The organism is Pseudomonas sp. QS1027 (assembly GCF_002814235.1).
Classification (GTDB): domain Bacteria; phylum Pseudomonadota; class Gammaproteobacteria; order Pseudomonadales; family Pseudomonadaceae; genus Aquipseudomonas.
This window is the reverse complement of the sequence record NZ_PHSU01000005.1, coordinates 113,430-128,225: the sequence shown is the minus strand read 5'-3', so window position 1 is coordinate 128,225 and position 14,796 is coordinate 113,430. Positions and strand designations below refer to the sequence as shown.

Sequence of the window (14,796 nt, the reverse complement as noted above, 5' to 3'; positions counted from 1 at the left end):
CGGTCTGTTCCGGCTGAGCGGAATCAGGCGAAGACGAAGTACTTGCGCACGGTTTCCACCACTTCCCAGGTGCCTTTCATCCCGGGCTCGATCACGAAGATATCGCCGGCACGCAGGTGGATCGGCGCCAGGCCGTCCGGAGTGATGATGCAGTAGCCTTCCTGGAAGTGGCAGTACTCCCACTTCACGTATTCGACCCGCCATTTGCCCGGGGTGCAGATCCAGGTGCCCATGATCTTGCTGCCGTCTTCGCTGGTGTAGGCGTTGAGGTTGACGGTGTGCGGGTCGCCCGCCAGTTTTTCCCATTTGCAGGCATCGAGGACCGGCAACGGGTGGGTGTCGCGCAGAACGGTGATCGGTGGATTGGACATGCTGGGCTCCGGGCGCAGGTTCTTGAGGAAGCCTGCACCCTAGCGGTCGCCGACACCGGGCAGTTGTCCAGGTTCGACATCGACCTGCCCATGAGCGCATAAAGCGTCGAGCAAGGCGCGGGCGTAACCCGGCAACTGTTCGAATGAGCGGGCGCACAGCAGCAGCTTGCGCCGGGCCCAGGGTTCGGGCAGCGGACGGCTGACAAAGGCCGTGGCGCCGGGCCAACGATCCAGGGTTGCCTGGGGCACGATGCCGGGACCCGCACCGCGCGCGACCATGCGCAACACCCCGTCAAAACCGTCGGCGCGCACCCGCAGTTGCAGGCGCATCCCCAGGTGCAAGGCCTGCTCTTCCAGGTAGGCGGCGAGGGCGCTGCCGGCGGGCAGGCCGACCTGTTCGTGGTGCAGGGTATCGCTGAAGCGCAGGTGCGGTTGTTCCGCCAAGGCGTGACCCAGGGGAATCGCCACCACCAGCGGATCGTCGCAAAAGGCTCGGGTCTGCAGGTCCCGGGTATCCACCGCGTCGGAGACGATGCCGAGCTCCGCCGCGCCCTGGCTGATGGCGTGGACAATGCGCAGGCTGGGCAACTCCTGCAGGTCGAGGTCGATATGCGGGTGACGGCACAGAAAGTCCGCGAGCCGTTCCGGCAGGTATTCACTGATCGCGGCGCTGTTGCCCAGCAGGCGGACCTGGCCTTTTACACCTCGGGCGTATTCGGCCAGGTCCTGGCGCAGGCGTTCGGCCTGTTGCAGCATCAGCCGGGCATGCTGGGCCAGGGCCTTGCCGGCGGGCGTGGGGGTGACGCCACGGTGGCCACGCTGGAAGAATGGCATGCCGAGGGAGGTTTCCAGGGCTCGTATCCTGGCACTGGCGGCCGGTAGCGACAGATGGCTGCGCGCCGCCCCGGCGGTGATATTGCCGGCGTCGAGGATATTCAGGTACAGCCGAAGGTCGATCAGGTCGAAGTGCATGCTCAGCCTCTCTCTTTGCAAGAGGCTAGCTCAAGGCATGGCAGATTTTCAAATCCGTTGCCCGGGTCCAGTCTGTCGGCATGAATACATTCCTCGAGTTTTACCAAAGCCTGGGCCTGGCCCTTTCCCTGCTGGTGCTGGGCACCTTTCTGCTGGCGGGCATGATCAAGGGGGTGATCGGCCTCGGGCTGCCGACGGTTGCCATGGGCCTGCTCGGCCTGGCTATGGCACCGACGCAGGCTGCGGCGCTGTTGATCATTCCCGCGACCCTGACCAATGTCTGGCAACTGGCGACCGGCGGACACCTGTCGACCCTGCTCCGGCGGTTGTGGCCGATGTTGCTGGCGATCTTCCTGGGTACCGCTGCCGGCACGGGATGGTTGGGCGGGATGGACGGCGGTCATGGGATGGTGCGGGCGTTGGGCGCGGCCTTGCTGCTGTATGCCTTGAGTGGCTTGTTCCTACCGGCGCTGCGGGTCGGTACCCGAACGGAGCGCTGGTTGGGCCCGGTCTGTGGGCTGGTCACGGGTCTCATCACCTCGGCCACCGGTGTGTTCGTGATTCCCGCCGTGCCGTACCTGCAAGCGCTGGGGTTGAACAGGGATGAGCTGGTGCAGGCGCTGGGCCTGTCGTTCACCATCTCGACCCTGGCGCTGGCCCTCGGCCTGTTCTGGCGCGGGGCGCTGGGAGAGGGCGCCCTGGGCGCCTCATTGCTGGTGTTGCTCCCCGCGATCCTCGGCATGCTGTTCGGGCAATGGCTGCGCCAACGGGTCAGCGCCACGCTGTTCAAGCGGGTGTTCTTTATCGGCCTGGGCCTGCTGGGTGGGCATCTGCTGATCGGCGGTTGATGGCTTGAAGTCACCGGGGGTGGAGGGCTCCAACCCCGGTCTTGTTGCAATCAGTCCCGAGGATAGCTGTGCAGCGGTGTGGTATCGCCAGGCGGCCACATCGAGCTTTCGGAGCCTGGCTGGTAGAAGGTAACCGTCATGCTGCGGCGTGAGATTCTCTGGTCCGGGACGACGGGAGAGACGGCGTGCCAGGAGTTGCTCGAACGCACCAGCACGGCAGAGTTGCCCACCAGCGGCTCGACCAGTGCGGCCAGGTCGGCGGGGTCCTTGCTGCGCAGGATGTTCAGGCAGCCGCCATGGGCCCGGTCCCAGGACTCGTTGAAATAGAGAATATGGGTGACCCGTTTGTCCGGCAGGTCCGGATGGGCGCCCAGGCTGGCCCCCGGGCCGTAGTGGAAAACGTTCACTTCCATCGGTGCCTGTCGCAGGTCCTGGTCGGTCAGGGCGCTGAGGGCCTCGCGATAGGCCGCGCTGCACAGATCCCGGGCCAGTCGGCGCCAGACATCGCTCAGTGCCGATTCGTAGGCAATCGCCTCGCTACCCATGGGCAGCAGCGCGCGGGCCTCGTAGTCATAATTCTTTTCGCCGCCATAGCCCGTCACGGTCTTGAAGTGATCGTGGGGATAGGTCGCGGCCAGGGCGGCGGCGTCTTGCGCCGAATACAGGTTGCTGATTTCGGCCCAGGCATACGGGTCGCTCTTGAGTGCGCCGTGTTTGAGCGCCGACAGGTTCAGGATGGGTTGCATTTATCGCCCTCTCAATTTTCTGAAACCACGCCCCAGTGAGCGCAAAGGCGCCGTGAGTTTGAAGCTGTTGGAGTTTCGCAGTGTGGTCAGTTGTTCGTTCAGCTGGAAGATCTGTTGCTGCCGGGCGTTGAGCTCGATATTCAGATAGTCGAGCGTCGGGGGGGACGGTTGCGCTTGCGCCAAGGGACGGTTTACGCCGTTTTCCAGCAAGGTCGGCAGGTGTTGCCAGAAGCGGTTGAGGGTGCGGTGAGCCGAGGTCTTCCCTTGGACGATGATCTTTGCGACCTGGTCCCAATAGGCGCCCAGCTCGACCTTGGCTGCGCTCAACGACGCGGACGGCGGCTTTTTGCCGATGCGTGAAGTGAACCATTGCACCGTCAGTTCTTCCGCTTTCGGCAGGGCATGCATCTGCCCCATCTCGGCCAGCGCGGTGTACTTGCCGGTGCTCAGGTCTGCCGTGGAAAACACCGGCACGCCAAAGACCAGGGCACTGATGGACAGGTGATAACTGTGACCGATGACCGCCTGGGCGTTGCCGAGGATCTCCGCCAGCAGTAAGGGCTCCGGCCAGAACGGCAGGGTGATGGCGTCGGGTATGCGCGCGGTCACCACCATGTGATGGTCGCCCAGTACCGGACCGATCGGCATGACCAACAGGCGGTAGCCGGCCAACGCCTCCGGGTGTTGCTCGAACAGTTGCAAAAACGGCTCAACCACATGAATCGACTGGATGACGATATAGGGCACATCCAGTCCGAACGTCTGGCGCAGTTTGGCAAAGGCCGCGCTGGGGTATTGTTCGTCGATCAGGTTGGGCAGGTTGAAGGCGGTATCGGGCAGCACCTGGATGTCGGTGTTCGGGCTGAGCGCGCCGAGGCTTTCGCGGGTCGGCTCATCCCTGACCCGCACGCATTGGCTGTGCTCCAGCGCGAGCTTGAGCAGGGGCGTGCTCCACTCGGGAATATCATTGCAATGCATGCCCGGGGCGTTCCAGATCACCGGGACGCCGTGCTGCTGGGCAATCAGCGCCGGCGATAACCAATAACCCGTGGGGTGATGGATATCTGCGGTGGGGGGGAAGTAGCCATGGGCGACGACTTTGTCGAAACGGATGATGAAACCGCCGCCGATCAGAACGCCGTCGAGTTGTTCGGCCAGCTCCGGCAAGTCGCTGACCGACGTCACGGCGTAGGGCCACTCGGCTGGGCTTTTTGCATTGTAGGAAAAACGATGCAGTTGAACCGCGCCAAGGCGTTTGCTTAATTCGGCTTCGGCGAGGATTGGGAACAGCAGGTCACCATAGTTCTCGACATCGAAGGTGCCGAAGATGCCGATGTGCCAGGTGCGTCCAGTCATTTGCATGGCGCGGTTCCGTTACTGAATAGAGGATTTGTCCGGGTGGAGGTGTCGACGGCGTGCAAGCCGAGGTCGACCGCCCCGAGAAAGTTTTCGGCGTTGGGCAACATCTCGAAAGAGAGCGGCGCCACTTGTTTTTCGATCAGTTGGGCGGTGTGTTCGATCAGCCCATCCATGAGTTTGAGGGTGACGTGATAACGACCCGCCGCCAGCCTGGCCTTGAAGGTGACGGTGGTTGAAGCACGCTGCCAGCCGTCTTCCTCCGGCTCTACCACCAGCGCCAGGTTGGCGCCGCCGATGACCAGCAGATGAGCTTCTTGAATCGTAAAACTGACCGAGGGTTGGCGAATGGATGCCTGGATCCGTGCCTGGACATGGATTTCGACGTTTTCGCCATACAGGTAGGCGGAGCTCAGAGCTTGCGTGTTGGTGAACACGGCGCTGCTGATATGCCCTTCCGAGGTACCGAAGGCGATACCGTCCCGGGTGTCGAGGAATGACTTGCGCGTGACCGCAATATCGCCTCCGGAGGCCCAGCGTCGCTGCTCATCGCGCATGTCGAGCAGGTACAACTCGGCCATGTCCTCGGGCGCGCCGCTGGCAACCAGTTGGCCCTGGTTCAGGTAGATCACCCGATTGCAAAAGCGTTTGACCAGGTTCATGTCGTGGGACACGAACAGCAGCGTGGTGCCATTTTTTGTCAGGGTTTCCAGGCGGTTCAGGCACTTGAACTGGAAGGCCGCATCGCCCACCGAAAGTGCCTCGTCGACGATCAGGATGTCCGGTTCCACGCACACCGAGACCGCAAAGGCCAACCGCACCAGCATGCCGCTGGAGTAGGTTTTGGTCGGTTGCTCGATAAAGTCGCCAATGTTGGCGAAGGCCTGGATCTCGTCGAAACGGGCGTCGATCTGCGCCGGCGTCAGACCCAGGACCGCACCGTTCAGGTAGACGTTCTCGCGGCCGCTGAATTCCGGATTGAAGCCGGAGCCCAGCTCCAGCAGGGCGGCAATCCGGCCCTGAACCTGGAGGGTGCCCTGGGTGGGCGTCAGGGTCCCGCAGAGCAACTGCAAGAGCGTGGATTTTCCGCTGCCATTACGGCCGATGATACCGACGGTTTCGCCTCGGCGAACTTGCAGGGACAGGGCTTTGAGCGCCCAGAACTCACGATAGAATCGCTTGCGGTTGCGCAGCAGCATTTGCAGCAGGCGATCTTGGGGCGTGTCGTAGATCTGGTAGCACTTGCTCAGGTCTTGGACATCAATTGCGAAATCAAGCGACATTGGCAAGTCCGTTACACATTAATACAAGCATCCTTAAAGCACTGCTTTATGTGCATCACCTCGCACCCAACGGTCGGTCAGACAGCTCCGTCTTTGTTGCGGGCATAATGAGTAGGACTTTTCTCTGATTTGAGGGGGAGTTCAGTCCGATTTCTGTAGTGAAATTCTTGGTGTGGCTGAGAATAATTGATAATTGAGATTTCCGAAATAAGGAATTATCCCTGGGCGTAAAACAGTCCGTCTTGAAGAACAGAGTGCCGAGGAATAGGTCGGCTTATGTCGGGATATTGGCGTCAATGGGCATTTAAATGCGATAAATGGGTTAGGGCGAAGAGTGCCTGGAGTCAAGCAGTGCCCAAGTAATAATTGTGTTTGAATTAATACATTTCAGACAAAATAAAGTGACCGCTGAATAAGGCGATTGTCGAGCGAGTTTTCCATGAGGGACACAGGTGAAAGCCAGATCCGATGAATTGCAGATCTTCGTGTGTGTAATCGAGTGCGGTTCGATTTCCGCCGCTGCCGAACAGGTCGGCCAGACACCCTCGGCGGTCAGCCGAAGTCTGTCGCGGCTCGAGGCCAAGTTGGAAACCACCTTGATCAACCGCACCACGCGGCGCATGGACCTGACCGAGGAAGGCAAGTTCTTCTTCGAGCGGGCCAAGCAGATCCTTGAACAGATGGATGAGTTGGAGGAGCGCCTGTCCTCGCGTCAGCAGACGCCGGCCGGGCGCCTGCGAATCAATGCCGCTTCGCCTTTCATGCTGCATGCGGTGGTGCCCCATATCGCGGAGTTTCGCCGCCTGTATCCGGATATCCAGCTGGAGCTCAACAGCAATGACCTGATTATCGACTTGCTGGAGCAAAGTACCGATATCGCCATTCGTATCGGTAACCTGGCGGATTCGACCCTGCACGCGCGTTCCCTGGGCAGCAGTCCGCTGAATATCCTCGCCAGCCCCGCGTACCTGGAAGCGCATGGGGTACCGGCCAGCGTCAACGAGTTGTCCGGGCACACGTTGCTCGGGTTTACCCAGACCGAAAGCCTGAATCACTGGCCGTTGCGGCATGCCCAGGGTGATCGCTGGCAGATCCAGCCGGGCATCAGCGCCTCCAGCGGCGAGACCTTGCGTCAGCTGGCGCTGGAAGGGCAGGGCATTGTCTGCCTGTCGCATTTCATGACCCACCAGGATATCCAGGCCGGGCGCCTGCAGGTGATTCTGCCCGAGGCCAACAGCGGCTATCGCCAGCCGATTCACGCGGTGTACTACCGCAACTCGCAATTGGCGTTGCGGATCCAGTGCTTCCTCGACTTTATCCAGGACAAGCTGGCGGGTTATGCCGTGTAGGCGTCGGTATGGCGCGGCCAGCGTTCAGATAATTCGTGACTCCTGCGCAAGAGTGAATTGGGTCCCACGGGCTTATTCGGCACGGATAAGTCTTTGATACTGAATCCATCACTTACCCACGCACGGAGTTTCTCCATGAATGTTTTCATTACCGGCGCCGCCGGCTTTATCGGCGGTTCCATCGCCACTGGCCTGGTCAAGGCCGGCCATCAGGTCACAGGCCTTGTGCGCAGCGCCGAACAGGCCGAAGAAATGCGCCGCCTGGGCATTGCCCCGGTCATCGGCACCCTGGATGACAGCCTGCTGCTGGCCGAACAGGCACGCCAGGCCGACGCGGTGATCAACGCCGCCAGCAGCGACCATCGGGGGGCGGTCGAAGCCTTGCTCGGTGCTCTGCGTGGTTCCGACAAGGTGTTCCTGCACACCAGCGGTTCGAGCATCGTCGGCGACGCCTCCGGCGGCCTGGCCAGCGACCGTATCTACTACGAAGACCAACTGCCCGAACCGACTGTCGACAAGGCTGCGCGCGTAGCCATCGACAACCTGGTCCTGGGCGCGGCGGCCTTCGGCGTACGCTCGGCGGTGCTCTGCAACACGCTGATCTACGGCCATAGCCAGGGCGTGAACCGCGACAGCGTGCAGTTGCCGCGACTGCTCAAACAGGCACGCAAGAGTGGTGTGGTGCGCCATGTGGGCACGGGCCGGAACATCTGGTCCAACGTGCATATCGATGACGTGGTGGCGCTGTATCTGCTGGCGCTGACCAATACCCCGGCGGGCGCCTTCTATTTCGTGGAAAGCGGTGAGGCCGCGTTTATCGAGATGACCACCGCGATGGCCCGGGCCCTGAACCTGGGCGAACCGCAGGACTGGCCGCTGGCTGATGCCGAGGCTGAGTGGGGCTATGAAATGGCCAACTATGGCCTGGGTTCCAACAGCCGGGTGCGTGGCAAGAAAGCCCGCGAACTGCTGGGCTGGAAGCCCAAGCGCACCTCGGTAACCGAGTGGATTCTCAACGAGATGGTGTAACGCAACCGTGGGTTGATCGCTCCCGGGTCAGGGTGGCGATCAGCCCGACCAGGCGCTGCGATCTGCCCGCTTGCCTGCGCGCCCGGAGGCTTTGCGACGCGGTTTTTGCGAGCCACTTCGCGCTTTTTGCACTGGTGGCATCTGGCTATTAAAGAATCTGCTTTCGAGGCCGAAGCGCTTTGATCCAGGTAGCCAGGAAGACCCGTCATGAGCTTCGGTAAAACCACTCCCGTCCTGCATATCGATGACGAGGGCAAGGCGTTGGCGTTCTACATCGACTTCCTCGGGTTCTTCGTCGATTGGCAGCACCGTTTCGAGCCCGGGTTTCCGTTGTACCTGCAAGTGTCCCGGGGCGACTGCGTGCTGCATCTGAGCGAGCACAAGGGCGACGCGAAGCCGGGGGCGGCGCTGCGCATCGAAACCGACGAGCTGGAAGCGTTCCGGGCGCAGTTGCTGGACAGCGCCGGCGGCGAGGTACCGCCAGAGATTCAGGCCATGCCCTGGGGCAGTCTGGACATGACTCTCCATGATCCGTTCGGCAATCGGTTGGTGTTTACCAATGCGATTTGCGTCTGAGGACGTCCATTCAGGTTGAATTCGATCGCAGTTAGGCGCGGAGCCTGCCGGATTGCCGCGAAGAGGTCTTTGAAGCCGGTTGGATGTCCGAGGGGGGGCTGTTTTTTTCGCCCTTGCAGGCTCCACAGATTCCCTTCTGTGGGCCTCGACGAGACGGGGTATCAGACTCGGAAGTGGCTGACCATCATCTGCAACTGATTACCCAACCGGGCCAGTTCGACGCTGGACGCCGCGGTTTCGTCGCTGGCGGCGGCGGTCTGTTCGGACACGTCACGGACATTGACGATGCTGCGACTGATTTCTTCGGCCACCGCGCTCTGCTGCTCGGCTGCCGCAGCGATCTGCTGGTTCATCGACTGGATGTTCGACACCGTGCGGGTGATGTTTTCCAGTGAGGTGCCGGCCTTGCGGGTCAAGGCGACGCTGCTGTCGGTCAGGGTGCGGCTGTTGTTCATCACATTCGCCACTTGCTGGGTGCCGTTCTGCAAGGCCGCGACCAGGCCCTCGATCTCCTCGGTGGACTTCTGGGTGCGCTGGGCCAGGCCGCGCACTTCATCGGCTACCACGGCAAACCCGCGACCGGCTTCACCAGCCCGCGCCGCCTCGATGGCGGCGTTGAGTGCCAGCAGGTTGGTCTGTTCGGCCACGGCCTTGATCACGTCCATGACGGCACCGATCTTGTCGCTTTCCTTCTGCAACACGGTCATGGCTTCGGTCGAGCGCACCACTTCGGTGGCCAGGCGTTCGATCTGGGCAATGGCCTCGCCGACCACCTTGTCACCTTCACGGGCTTCACCGTCCGCTGCGGCGGCGGCCTGGGAGGCCTGTTCGGCATTGCGCGCGACCTCCTGAACGGTGGCGGTCATTTCGTGCATGGCGGTGGCGACCTGGTCGGTTTCGATCTTCTGGCTGTTGACCCCGGCGCTGGTCTGTTCGGTGACCGCCGAGAGTTCCTCGGCGGCGCTGGCGATCTGGGTGACGCCATCGCGGATACCGCTGATCAAGTCGCGCAGGGTGCTGCCCATGCGCTGGATGCCTTGTTGCAACACGCCCAATTCGTCACGGCGGGTGACTACCAGGTTGTGGGTCAGGTCGCCGGCGGCAATGCGCTCGACCACACCGAGGGTCTCGTGGATCGGGCGGGTGATCTGCCGGGTGATGACGACGGCGGCGAGAATCCCGACCAGCAATGCCAGCAGCGTACTGCCCAGTTGGAAGCTGCGGGCCTGGGCGCTTTCGCTGTCACGACGGTCCAGCTGGATCTGATACAGCGCTTCGCTGCGGGTGACGATGTCGGTGCCCTGGTCGGTCATTTCCTTGCGCGCCTGCACGGCGGCGGCGTTGGCGGACTTGTAGGCCTGCAAGGCGGTGCGGTAGTTGCCCAGGGCCGTCTCGAGCTGGGTCACGGAGCCCTGTTCGGCGCTGCTGAAGGCTTGCTCCAGGGCCTTGAGGCCGTTGATCGCTTCACTCAACTGATTGAAGGCTTTCTGCTCGGTGTCCGGGTTGCTGTTGGCGGCATAGCCACGCACTTCATAGCGGGTCAGCTGGAACTGTTCCTTGGCCCGGGTGATGGCCTGGAAGCGTTCGAAGCGGCCTTCCTCGCCGGGCTGCATGTGCAGCACCTGGTCGTTGATGGTGGTGATCAGCTTGCTGACGGTATCGGCGTTGTCGCTCATGGTCTGGCGTGCGCCGTTACCGGTGCGATAGGCATCGCGCATCTTGTTCAGTGATTGCTGGTATTGCGTGATGAGGTCAGCCTGCTCCTTGAGCAGCTTGAGGTTTTCCGGGCTCTTGAAACTGCCGATCAGCTTCTGCTGTTGATCGATGAACGCTTGCAGGTTGACCTGGACGTTCTGGGCGGCAGTTTCGTCGCCGTTGGTCAGCATGTATTGCAGGCGCGCCACGCGCAGTTTGGTCAGCGAGGCGTTGAGCTGGGTGATGTCACTCATCCAGTTGCTGCGGTCGATCAGCCCACCCAGGCTGTTCCAGCCGGTCAGGGCCAGGATGGTGGTCAGGAGCAGCACCAAGCCGAAACCCAGGCCAAGTTTCAGGTTGACGCTGATATTGCCGAACCAGCTATTCATCGAATTCCTCCAGGAACGTTGTGTTGCGTGCTATCGGGTGGCTGGAAGGTGTTGTTTTTGGAGCCAGCTGAATTTGTTGGTAGAGCCTGTATCGGCGCTAACACAAATAGCTGAAAGATTTTTGTCTTGCAGCATGTTTCTGGGTAACTCAGTACCGAGGATAGTGTTATTTGTTTGCGAAACCGATTTTTCAGGCAAAAAAACCGGCGCTTCGAAGGCGCCGGCTCTTTATGGGTGGGCAGTGCGGGGCAACTTACTGCCCGTAGAAATGATACAGACGCTTGCCACCGATGGTGATGCTGCTCAGGACCTTGATCGGCGCTGGAGGTGTCGGAATTTTCAGGTTCTGGTCGACGATGACCACGTTGTCCGGCGAGGCGGCGAGGAAGGCCGTCAACTCGGCTTCGGTCATCAGTACCTGCTGCTGGCGCCGGGTATAGAACACGGTGGAGGCCAGTCGCTCTTCCGGTTGGAACAGCGCGACCTGCTTGCCATGGGCCTGCAACTCGATGATCTGGTCGGTCAGCGGTTTGAAGGAGCTCTTGAGGTCGATGCGCGACTCCAGCGTCGCCAGCACCAGGTAGGCGCAGACCACCAACCCCATCAACCCCACTGCCAGGGGGCGGCGATGTTTCACCAGCTTGGCGCTGAAGGGCGAGGTGGCCGAGCGCCGACGCAACCACTCGAGGATCACCACCGCGTATTCGGCGGCGATGATGGCGGCGGCCGGGGCCATGGACATCAGGTAGACCATGCGCTTGCTGGAGGCCAGGGTCAGCATCGTGAACTGGGCGAGGATCCAGACGGTAGCAAACAGCAGGTGACGGTTGGCCACCAGGCGCTTGCGCAGCGTCCACAGGCCCAGGTACACCAGCAGGTTCCAGGGCAGGAAGGCTTCCGGCAGCTTGGCCAGGTAGTAGTGGAACGGCTCGTAGTGTCCGGCGGAGGTGAAAGAGCCGCTGAAGCGGCCGACGCTGTTGGCCCACAGCACTTCACCGATGGCCTGCAGGCCGCCGCGCTGGTAGAGCAGGGCCAGCCAGATCAGCAGAGGGATCAGCCCTAGCGTGGTGAACAGTGCCGGGCGCAGCCAGTTGCCGAGGGTGAAGCGTCTGTCGATCAGGCTTTGGCTCACCAGGTAGACGAAAATCACGACGCCCGGCAAGGCCAGGCCCAGTACCCCCTTGCTCAGGGTCGAGATCGCGATGCCGAGGACGAAGACGCACCAGGCGCCGCGGGTCCTGTTGCCTTGCGCCGCTTGCTCGGTGGCCCGGAAGAAAGCCAGCAGGGCCAGGGTCACTCCGAGGCTGAGCAGTGCGTCTTCGCCGACCTGACGCGCGTTGCCCAGGTAACTGGCCATGGTCGCGAGCATCGCGGCGGCGGTCCAGGCCAGCACGGTCGGGCGACCGATCTTGCGCAGGAACGCAAACAGCGCGAGCACCGTGAACAGGCCGGCGAAGGCCGAGGCCAGGCGCACGGCCAGGGGAGTGCCGCCAAACAGTTGTATGGCGCTGGCGTCGAGCCAGAGGCTCAGCGGTGGTTTTTCCAGGAAGGGCTCGCCCAGCAGGTGGGGTGTGACCCAATCCTGGGTCAGGTGCATTTCCATTGCGATCCCGGCTACCCGGGATTCGGTGGAGCCCTGCAACTCGTGGTTACCCAGTCCGAAAAAGAACAATAGGCCGCTCATCAAGAGCAGGAGCAGGAAAGGGCGTGTCATTCGCATAGTGATACCGAAAGAGAGGACGCGGGTCGCTGGGCAATCTGTGGACGGCCGAAGTATACGGGGCGATTTCTCAACATATTGTGAAGAGCTGTCGCCCCAGAGTGTGCCAAGACGTTTCAGTCGCCCAAGGCCTCGCCTTCGCGCCGAGGGTCGGCGCCGCCGGCCCATGACGACTGCCCTTTGGCATCACGCACCCGCATGATCGCCTGGGTGCCGCTGGTCATGTCCAGTTCGTTGACGGCGTGGCCCTTGTCCTGCAACGCCTTTACCAGCTGCGCCGAGAACAGGCCTTGCTCCAGTTCGGTGGGGCCATTGCGGCTACCGAAGTTGGGCAGGTTGATGGCTGACTGCGGATCGAGTTTCCAGTCCAGCAAACCGACCAGGGTCTTGGAGACGTACTCGATGATCTGCGAGCCGCCGGGCGAGCCGACGGTGCCGAGGAATTCCCCGTTCGCCCGATTGAACACCAGAGTCGGCGCCATGGACGAGCGTGGACGCTTGCCCGGCTCGACACGGTTGGCCACCGGCTTGCCGTTTTCGCTCGGGATGAAGGAGAAGTCGGTCAACTGGTTGTTGAGGATAAAACCCTCGACCATCAGGTGCGAACCGAACGAGCTTTCCACCGTGGTGGTCATCGACACGGCACCGCCCTGGTCGTCCACGGCGACGATCTGCGAGGTGGAAATGCGCATCGGCGAGCGGTCCGGCGCCAGGGCTACCTGGATACCGGCCGGGACGCCGGGTTCGGCCTGGCCCAGGCTGCGTTCGCCGATCAGGCGGGCGCGGCGGGCGAGGTATCCGGGGTCGATCAGCCCGGCGACCGGGACCGGGATGAAATCGCTGTCGGCGACATACAGGCCCCGATCGGCATAGGCCAGGCGGTCGGCTTCGGCGATCAGGTGCACGGCCTGTGGGCGCGGCTCGAGACCGGCGGGGCTTGAGCTTTTCACCGGGCCGAGGGCTGACAGCGCCTGGCGTTTGTCCTGCGCTTCCAGGGCCTGCAAGGTGCCGAAGATCTGCGCGATGGCGATGCCGCCGGAGGACGGGGGTGGCATGCCGCAGAGCTGCCATTGCTTGTAGTCGGAGCACAGCGGTGTGCGCTCCTTGGCTTGATAGCCTTGCAGGTCGGCCAGCGAAAGCGTTCCGGGGTTGGCGCTGCCATTGACCGCGGCGACGATCTCCTCGGCGATGACACCCTTGTAGAGTGCGTCCGTGCCTTCGTTGGCGATGCGCTTGAGCACGGCGGCCAGCTTCGGATTCTTCAGCGTCGTACCGACCGCTTTCGGGCTGCCGTCGGCATTGAGGAAGTAGGCGGCCATGGCGGGAGAGTGGGGCAGGAACGGACTGGCGACGATCTGCTTGTGCAGGCGTGGCGAAATCGGGAAGCCTTGTTCGGCCAGGCGGATGGCCGGCTCGAAGAGCTTCGCCCAGGGCAGGCGGCCCTGGGTGCGATGGGCCAGTTCGAGGGCGCGCATCACCCCTGGCGTACCGACCGAGCGTCCGCCGATCTGTGCCTGGGTGAAGGCCATCGGGGTGCCGTCAGGTTTGAGGAAGAGTTTCTCTGTCGCGCCTGCCGGTGCGGTTTCACGGCCGTCGTAGGCATGCACCTTTTTGCCGTCCCAGACCATGATGAAGGCACCGCCGCCAATGCCGGTGGCTTGCGGTTCCACCAGGGTCAGGACGGCTTGCATGGCAATCGCGGCATCCACGGCGGAGCCGCCCTGGCGCAGGATCTCGCGCCCGGCCTCGGCCGCCAGCGGGTTGGCCGCCGCGGCCATGTGCCGGGCCGCGTGTTGCGTGAGCATGCCGGTGCGATAGCCCGTGCCGATTTCCGGCGCGTCGGGCAGGGTGGTGTCGGCTGAGGCAACGGGTGCGTTGCTGAGGGTGAACGCGAGGCTGAGAGCCAGGGCGCGAAGAGGGAAACGACGTGATGGAAAACGTGAGTGCACTGTGTAGGCTCCTGCCATGGACTTGCCCGGCACTATAGTCCGGGGGCGGCGGCGGGAACAATCGTTGAGCTAGCGGGGCCAGGAACAGGAAAACCGATGAGCCGCTAGTTCATGGCTGGAAAGATCAAGTTTACATATTGCCCGTGACAGGCAATCAGTCTGACAGGTAAATATCTCGATCTACCTGTCTGCTGCGTCGCATGGAGTGTGTGCTTGAACCGACCAGAAAAAGTGGTGACCAGCGTGTCCGATGCTCGGGCAGATGACCGCTTCGACGAAGTGCTTGCGTTGATTAACAGTGCCAGGCTTGCAAGCCGTGCAAGCGGTGAATACCCGGCTGATTGAGTTTATTGGCAGGTGGGGGCTTATATCAGCCGTAAGCTGGAACAGGCCGAGTGGGGCGATGCAGTGGTCAGCCAGTTGGCCGAGCATCTGGCTCGGACGCAACCTGGGTTACGCGGATTTACTCGATCAAATTTGTTCCGCATGCGCCAGTTCTATGAGATTTAGCGT

General features: G+C 62.2%; 12 protein-coding genes and 2 pseudogenes. 5 read left to right on the top strand and 9 right to left on the bottom strand.

All coding sequences use genetic code 11. The features are described 5' to 3' along the window. Window positions 1-23 precede the first annotated feature (23 nt). Together CWE01_RS06225 and CWE01_RS06220 are read right to left on the bottom strand one after the other, a co-directional pair. The gene (locus CWE01_RS06225; protein WP_100939656.1) at window positions 24-371 is read right to left on the bottom strand and encodes a cupin domain-containing protein; all 348 of its coding nucleotides are present in this window, start codon (window positions 369-371) and stop codon (window positions 24-26) included. Between the two features lie 39 nt (window positions 372-410). After that, window positions 411-1,343, bottom strand: coding sequence for a LysR family transcriptional regulator (locus CWE01_RS06220; protein WP_100939655.1), 933 nt, complete (start codon window positions 1,341-1,343; stop codon window positions 411-413). Between the two features lie 80 nt (window positions 1,344-1,423). Here CWE01_RS06220 and CWE01_RS06215 point away from each other — a divergent pair, with 80 nt between their 5' ends. After that, window positions 1,424-2,191 carry a sulfite exporter TauE/SafE family protein gene (locus tag CWE01_RS06215; protein ID WP_100939654.1) on the top strand — a complete coding sequence of 256 codons (768 nt, stop codon included), beginning with the start codon at window positions 1,424-1,426 and terminating at the stop codon, window positions 2,189-2,191. Window positions 2,192-2,241: 50 nt separating this feature from the next. On the opposite strand, the gene CWE01_RS06210 is transcribed toward CWE01_RS06215, so the two are convergent. The 3 genes from CWE01_RS06210 to CWE01_RS06200 are packed head-to-tail and all read right to left on the bottom strand — an operon-like array spanning window position 2,242 to window position 5,576. Next, on the bottom strand, window positions 2,242-2,928 hold the full coding sequence (locus CWE01_RS06210; RefSeq protein ID WP_371315565.1) for a 2OG-Fe(II) oxygenase: 687 nt from the start codon (window positions 2,926-2,928) through the stop codon (window positions 2,242-2,244). A gap of 9 nt (window positions 2,929-2,937) precedes the next feature. Next, window positions 2,938-4,299, bottom strand: a complete 1,362-nt coding sequence (locus CWE01_RS06205; RefSeq protein ID WP_177144879.1) for a polysaccharide pyruvyl transferase family protein — start codon at window positions 4,297-4,299, stop codon at window positions 2,938-2,940. Next, entirely contained in the window at window positions 4,290-5,576 is a 1,287-nt protein-coding gene (locus CWE01_RS06200) for an ABC transporter ATP-binding protein (RefSeq protein ID WP_100939652.1), read from the bottom strand. Before CWE01_RS06200 ends, CWE01_RS06205 begins: the two co-directional genes overlap by 10 nt. A gap of 452 nt (window positions 5,577-6,028) precedes the next feature. Here CWE01_RS06200 and CWE01_RS06195 point away from each other — a divergent pair, with 452 nt between their 5' ends. From CWE01_RS06195 to CWE01_RS06185, 3 genes are all read left to right on the top strand, one after another. Then, entirely contained in the window at window positions 6,029-6,925 is an 897-nt protein-coding gene (locus CWE01_RS06195; protein WP_100939651.1) for a LysR family transcriptional regulator, read from the top strand. 135 nt (window positions 6,926-7,060) lie between these two features. After that, entirely contained in the window at window positions 7,061-7,954 is an 894-nt protein-coding gene (locus CWE01_RS06190) for an NAD-dependent epimerase/dehydratase family protein (protein WP_100939650.1), read from the top strand. Window positions 7,955-8,161: 207 nt separating this feature from the next. Beyond that, window positions 8,162-8,530, top strand: a complete 369-nt coding sequence (locus CWE01_RS06185) for a glyoxalase superfamily protein (protein WP_100939649.1) — start codon at window positions 8,162-8,164, stop codon at window positions 8,528-8,530. A gap of 161 nt (window positions 8,531-8,691) precedes the next feature. On the opposite strand, the gene CWE01_RS34185 is transcribed toward CWE01_RS06185, so the two are convergent. From CWE01_RS34185 to ggt, 4 genes and pseudogenes are all read right to left on the bottom strand, one after another. After that, window positions 8,692-9,555: a methyl-accepting chemotaxis protein gene (locus CWE01_RS34185; RefSeq protein WP_371315564.1), complete on the bottom strand. Its 864-nt coding sequence runs from the start codon at window positions 9,553-9,555 to the stop codon at window positions 8,692-8,694. Beyond that, window positions 9,547-10,479 (bottom strand): annotated as a pseudogene (locus CWE01_RS34180) (methyl-accepting chemotaxis protein); the annotation flags it as partial. The pseudogene CWE01_RS34180 and the gene CWE01_RS34185, both read right to left, overlap by 9 nt. Before the next feature lie 388 nt (window positions 10,480-10,867). Further along, window positions 10,868-12,328, bottom strand: a complete 1,461-nt coding sequence (locus CWE01_RS06175) for a glycosyltransferase family 39 protein (RefSeq protein ID WP_177144876.1) — start codon at window positions 12,326-12,328, stop codon at window positions 10,868-10,870. Window positions 12,329-12,450: 122 nt separating this feature from the next. After that, on the bottom strand, window positions 12,451-14,301 hold the full coding sequence (gene ggt, locus CWE01_RS06170; RefSeq protein ID WP_100939646.1) for a gamma-glutamyltransferase: 1,851 nt from the start codon (window positions 14,299-14,301) through the stop codon (window positions 12,451-12,453). A gap of 213 nt (window positions 14,302-14,514) precedes the next feature. Here ggt and CWE01_RS06165 point away from each other — a divergent pair. Further along, a pseudogene (locus CWE01_RS06165) lies at window positions 14,515-14,790 on the top strand (DUF1016 N-terminal domain-containing protein); the annotation flags it as partial. Window positions 14,791-14,796: the final 6 nt, after the last annotated feature.

Excerpts from the sequence above, each read along its gene's own strand:
- CWE01_RS06225 (WP_100939656.1), bottom strand. The coding sequence starts at position 371 with ATGTCCAATCCACCGATCACCGTTCTGCGCGACACCCACCCGTTGCCG.
- CWE01_RS06220 (WP_100939655.1), bottom strand. The coding sequence starts at position 1,343 with ATGCACTTCGACCTGATCGACCTTCGGCTGTACCTGAATATCCTCGAC.
- CWE01_RS06215 (WP_100939654.1), top strand. The coding sequence starts at position 1,424 with ATGAATACATTCCTCGAGTTTTACCAAAGCCTGGGCCTGGCCCTTTCC.
- CWE01_RS06205 (WP_177144879.1), bottom strand. The coding sequence starts at position 4,299 with ATGCAAATGACTGGACGCACCTGGCACATCGGCATCTTCGGCACCTTC.
- CWE01_RS06200 (WP_100939652.1), bottom strand. The coding sequence starts at position 5,576 with ATGTCGCTTGATTTCGCAATTGATGTCCAAGACCTGAGCAAGTGCTAC.
- CWE01_RS06190 (WP_100939650.1), top strand. The coding sequence starts at position 7,061 with ATGAATGTTTTCATTACCGGCGCCGCCGGCTTTATCGGCGGTTCCATC.
- CWE01_RS06185 (WP_100939649.1), top strand. The coding sequence starts at position 8,162 with ATGAGCTTCGGTAAAACCACTCCCGTCCTGCATATCGATGACGAGGGC.
- CWE01_RS34185 (WP_371315564.1), bottom strand. The coding sequence starts at position 9,555 with ATGGGCAGCACCCTGCGCGACTTGATCAGCGGTATCCGCGATGGCGTC.
- CWE01_RS06175 (WP_177144876.1), bottom strand. The coding sequence starts at position 12,328 with ATGACACGCCCTTTCCTGCTCCTGCTCTTGATGAGCGGCCTATTGTTC.
- ggt (WP_100939646.1), bottom strand. The coding sequence starts at position 14,301 with ATGGCAGGAGCCTACACAGTGCACTCACGTTTTCCATCACGTCGTTTC.